The following is a 4282-nucleotide window of genomic DNA, read 5'->3' as shown; positions in this document are numbered from 1 at the left end:
ACCTTGAGCTTGCAGGAGACGGTCAGGACTTGGGTCATGGTTCTATCGTAACTTCCGCATTCCTCCCGACCCTCGTCCTACGGACAGAGGGCGGGGCTCCTGCGCTAGTAAGCTGAACTTTCTGATCCTATCGCAGACGGGATCCCAGCGGAAAACGGCAGAGCCGGTGGCGCTGCCCCGACAAAATGGCCCCTGGGATCCACCGCAAAGGCAACCCCCAGCTCGATGAAGACGGGTACTGGGCTATCCCTTTGGGCAGAGCGGATGAAGTTCAAAGCCGTTATTGTTGGAAAGATTATTCAAAGACTCCCCCTGGTTTGCGCCAGCCCTGGGTTAGGCTATTGCCATCCCGGGGGAGCAAGAAACACCGCTGCTCTGCCCCAAAGTCCGCGAGTTGAGTTAAGGAAGGTTGAGGTGAAGGGGAGACTGACCTGCCATTTCCCTGTGCTGCTACTGGCCCTGCCTCTGTGGGGATCCCCGACCTGGGCCGGAGAGTATTTCACCGAGGAAGTCACCAGCCCCAGCCTGGAGATCGTTCACGGCTGGCGGCAGGAGGTGTACGGCATTGGGGTTACCATCACCAACACCAGCCTCGGCTCCTTTCGGGTGCCCTTGGAAATTGATATGGAGGATCGGACTAGCTGTGAGCGGGCCGACTTGGTGCTGACCAACAATCGCATCATGCCGATGGGATCCTTCCAAGATTGCATTCTCAACATCTTTCCCTACCTGGATAAGTTCATCAACCAAGAAGTCGCCAGCATCCGAGTCACCCTAAAAGGGCCAGCTCCCCTCCTGGAAATTCCGGTAGAGGAGTCGGATCGACTGATTTTGGCCCAGGTGGCCAACCAATCGCGGGAAGCCTTTGTTTTCTTTCAGCAGGAGTTGGCCCGTGTTTTGGAGCTGCTGAGGCAGTCGGATCCCAAGCAAAGCGAGACGGCCCCACAGCCTGGCACCCCAGTTCCGACCGCCACCCCAGCCGAGTCTGCCGCTAGCCCAGGAGATTTTGTAATCGTGGGATCCATTCGGGAAGAACGAGTGGGGGCCGGTAGCCGCCTAAGCGTGGAAGCGATCAACCGCAGCACCCGCACGGTTCTCAACGCCCGTGCTCGTTTCACCTTCTATCGGGGAGAAGAAGTTGTCGATACGCGAGTGGCAGCGTTTGAGCCCAGCGACGTGCCCCCCGGACAAAGGGCCTCCGCCAGTGTGCTGAAAACCGAGGCCAATTGGGATCGCGTTACGGTGACCTTCCAGTGGCAGTAGGGTTACTTCAGGGAGCCAAAGCGTTGCCGCGAATCAGGCTGCCCAGGGTTTTGACCGTGATCTTGAACTGCACCCAAGGGCTCATGGGCACTACCGTCTTGTAGAGGTAGCTGTCAAAGGTCATCCTCTGCACGTCCCGGTCGGCGCACATCTCCACAAAGGCTTCGCGGGTGGCATTGGAACGGTAGAACACCCGCTGCAGGATGTCCAAGACCTTGTAGGTCAGGCCGTACTGGCGATCCCAGCGCTTGAGATACAGTTTTAGATCCTCCTCTGTGGGAATGCGCTTGCCACCGTTGGAGGTCTCGACGATGGTCTCGGCGCACATGCGGCCTGACTTGGCGGCAAAATAGATCCCTTCGCCGCTGGATTTGGTGACGTATCCCGCCGCATCTCCCACCAAAGCAGCACGGCCCACCACACGGCGCGGACGGGGATGCTCTGGGATCGGATGGGCTTCCACCTTGATCACCTGGCCGCCGCGGATACGCTCGGCAGCACGGGCGCGGATCCCAGCTTGCAACTTTTGGATGTGGGCTTGGTTTGCCCTCATGGTGCCGGTGCCCACGGCTACATGGTTGGACTTGGGAAACACCCAGGCATAAAAGTCTGGAGAAACATCGTCCCCCACATACATTTCTGCCCGCTCTGCGTAGTAGGCCATTTTGTCGTCCGGGAGCCGGATGCGCTCCTGAAAGGCCAGCGCATAGTTATAGTCTCCAGCACCAATGGCTTCTGCCACCTTGGAGTGGAACCCATCCGCCCCGATCACCACATCCACAGCCAAAGAACGCGGCACCCCTTGCCTCGATCCGTCGGAAAAATCGTTGTAGTGCAGGATGTAGGGATCCCGGCCATTCTGGGGGATTTCCAGATGCATTACCTTGCCGTTGATCAGCTCCGCCCCTTTTTGGTGGGCACGATTGCGCAAGAAGGCATCCAAGATCTCGCGGCGGCACATGCCGATGTATTCGTTTTCCTTTTCAAGGGCGATATCCACCTCATAGTTGGAGGGGGAGATCATCTTCATCTTGCGCACTTTGCGGTCGATGATCTCGGGGGGAAGGTCAAATTCTGAGACCATACAGAGAGGAATGGCGCCCCCACAGGGCTTAGCATTGTCCAGCTTCCGCTCAAACAAAAAGGTTTCAATTCCCGCTTGGGCTAGAACTTCAGCAGCAGAGGCTCCGGCTGGCCCGCCCCCCACAACAGCAACTCTCAGGCTCAAGGTGCTCTCCTCGATGCAAATGCGACTGGCTCATCAGACAGCAGGCATCCTACCACAGCTCCTCAGAAGCATTGCGGACCTTGACGAAGTGTTGCAGAGTGGAGGGCTCGCGCTCGCTGTGTTTCTACAAAAGGCCCCGCCGCATTTGATCCCAGAGGTTGAGATAGGACTCGGCTTCGGCTGAGCTCAGGGGGCGCCAGATCTCCGAGCGTTGCCAAGTGGAGATTTGCAAGTCGGCTCTGCGTTGCAGGCGTGGGGCAAGTTGAGCCAAATCCAGCGGCAAAACCGAAGGGATCCCGCTCAGATTGACCAAGCGGGGGGCAAATTCAGGATTCAAGACAAAATCAAGCCAGTCAGCCAACAGGGATCCGGAATCTGTCTGGGTTGATTCTGTGTGGGCATTGTCTTCGACGTGGGGTCGCACCCAGACATCCCACCAGATGGCGGATCCGGAGGCCGGGATCACCACTGCCAGCTCAGGGTAGTTGGCTTGGGTGGCGTAGAGATCCTGCGACCAGCCCACGGCCACCCAGCTATCGGCCAAGCGCAAGATGGGCAGGTAGTCGGAAGAGGTGTAAGTTAAAACCTGGCGATGCAGGGATCCCAGCTCTTGACGTAATTCGACATCCTCAGGGTTGAGGGGATCGTTGTAGGAGCGGCCCATTTTCTTTAGGGTTAGCCCAATCACCTCCCGCGGATGATCCGGCAGAGTCAGTTTGCCGGCCAGCTCAGGCCGCCACAGATCCGCCCAGTCCCGAATGGGCTCCCTCACCCGATCCCGGCGGTAGGCAATGGCCGTTACCCCCCAGCGCCAGGGCACACCCCAAATCTGCCCCTCCCGGAGTGCCGCAGCTTGCCAACGGGGATCCAGATTCTGCCATCGTTCTCCCAACAGGCTTGCCGGCAGAGGAGCCAGCCAACCGGCAGCTATGGCCCGATCCAATCCGTCGGCCCCCAACAAACTCAAAGCCGCCACCGGCAGCCGCCGCCGGAACCATCCCCCCGGATCCCACCAGGCCGGATCAGCCGGCTGAACACTTTGCCGGAGATAGGCCAACAACTGATCCCGACTATCCAACAGTTGCAGCCGAAAGCGGGCCTGAGTCCTGCGGCGAAACTCGTTGAGCAAACTGGCAGGGATCCCTTGCTTGAGCGCCAAGACAAGAGGCAGGTGTGCATCCGGCCCCCCACATCCTGCCGCCATTAGCCCCAGCAGGATCCCCTGTAGAAGCTCACGTCGGCTCAGCCGTATCTCGCCCACGACAGTACCGCTCCACCAGAATGAGAGCCACCAGATCATCGTAAGCCTTGGCGGGCACCCGCATCCCCTTGGGCAACAGCCGCTCCCATCCCTGCGGTGGGTGAAAATCCCAGTAGCGCTGACGGGCCTCTTGGGAGCTGTGCCGCTCATCCACCAGGACAATCTGCTGCGGGGGGAGAATGGATTCCAGTTGAGACTTCCAGGCTTGGGCCGTCGTCTGATTGCCCAGGATCACTTGCTCCGCCTGAAACTGTTGCCGGAGCGTTTGTAGTCTAGACAGCGCTGCCGCGGAAGGGACCACCTCCCGGTGTAAAACCTTCAGCTCCGTTTGCGTAAACACCTGCACCACAGCAATGCCGCATTTGTCGCGCCCTGGGTCGAAACCGATCAGCACTCGTTGGCCCTTCAGTCTTGCCGGGTGGAGTGGATCCGTCATCCCTCAGGACGCCCCGCCTGCTGAGCCCCAGAAGAGCCGGGTTGACCGGAAGCTTCTGCCATCAGAAAACTCACCCGCAATGGCCCCGCTGTGT

The 4282-nt window shown here is 59.3% G+C and carries 4 protein-coding genes; 1 reads left to right on the top strand and 3 read right to left on the bottom strand.

Annotated features, from left to right (window positions below):
• The first annotated feature begins 414 nt into the window (after nt 1–414).
• Nucleotides 415–1263, top strand: a complete 849-nt coding sequence (locus NW839_RS05540) for a hypothetical protein (protein ID WP_414331048.1) — start codon at nt 415–417, stop codon at nt 1261–1263.
• A 7-nt stretch (nt 1264–1270) separates the two neighbouring features.
• Here the strand turns inward: NW839_RS05540 and chlP are convergent, their stop codons facing one another.
• The 3 genes from chlP to ruvX form a co-directional block, all read right to left on the bottom strand.
• Nucleotides 1271–2491 (bottom strand): geranylgeranyl reductase, encoded by a 1221-nt coding sequence (gene chlP / locus NW839_RS05535; RefSeq protein WP_414350952.1) that lies wholly within the window; start codon nt 2489–2491, stop codon nt 1271–1273.
• Nucleotides 2492–2615: 124 nt separating this feature from the next.
• Nucleotides 2616–3752: an extracellular solute-binding protein gene (locus NW839_RS05530; protein ID WP_414350954.1), complete on the bottom strand. Its 1137-nt coding sequence runs from the start codon at nt 3750–3752 to the stop codon at nt 2616–2618.
• On the bottom strand, nt 3724–4188 hold the full coding sequence (ruvX, locus tag NW839_RS05525) for a Holliday junction resolvase RuvX (protein WP_414331042.1): 465 nt from the start codon (nt 4186–4188) through the stop codon (nt 3724–3726). Before ruvX ends, NW839_RS05530 begins: the two co-directional genes overlap by 29 nt.
• Nucleotides 4189–4282 lie beyond the last annotated feature (94 nt).

Source organism: Synechococcus sp. R5-15 (assembly GCF_047462035.1).
In the GTDB taxonomy this organism is placed as follows: domain Bacteria; phylum Cyanobacteriota; class Cyanobacteriia; order Thermostichales; family Thermostichaceae; genus Thermostichus.
This window is presented reverse-complemented; position numbering and strand designations above follow the sequence as displayed.

Bases quoted from the DNA above. Each gene is read 5' to 3' on its own strand.
- ruvX (WP_414331042.1), bottom strand. From the start codon at position 4,188: ATGACGGATCCACTCCACCCGGCAAGACTGAAGGGCCAACGAGTGCTG.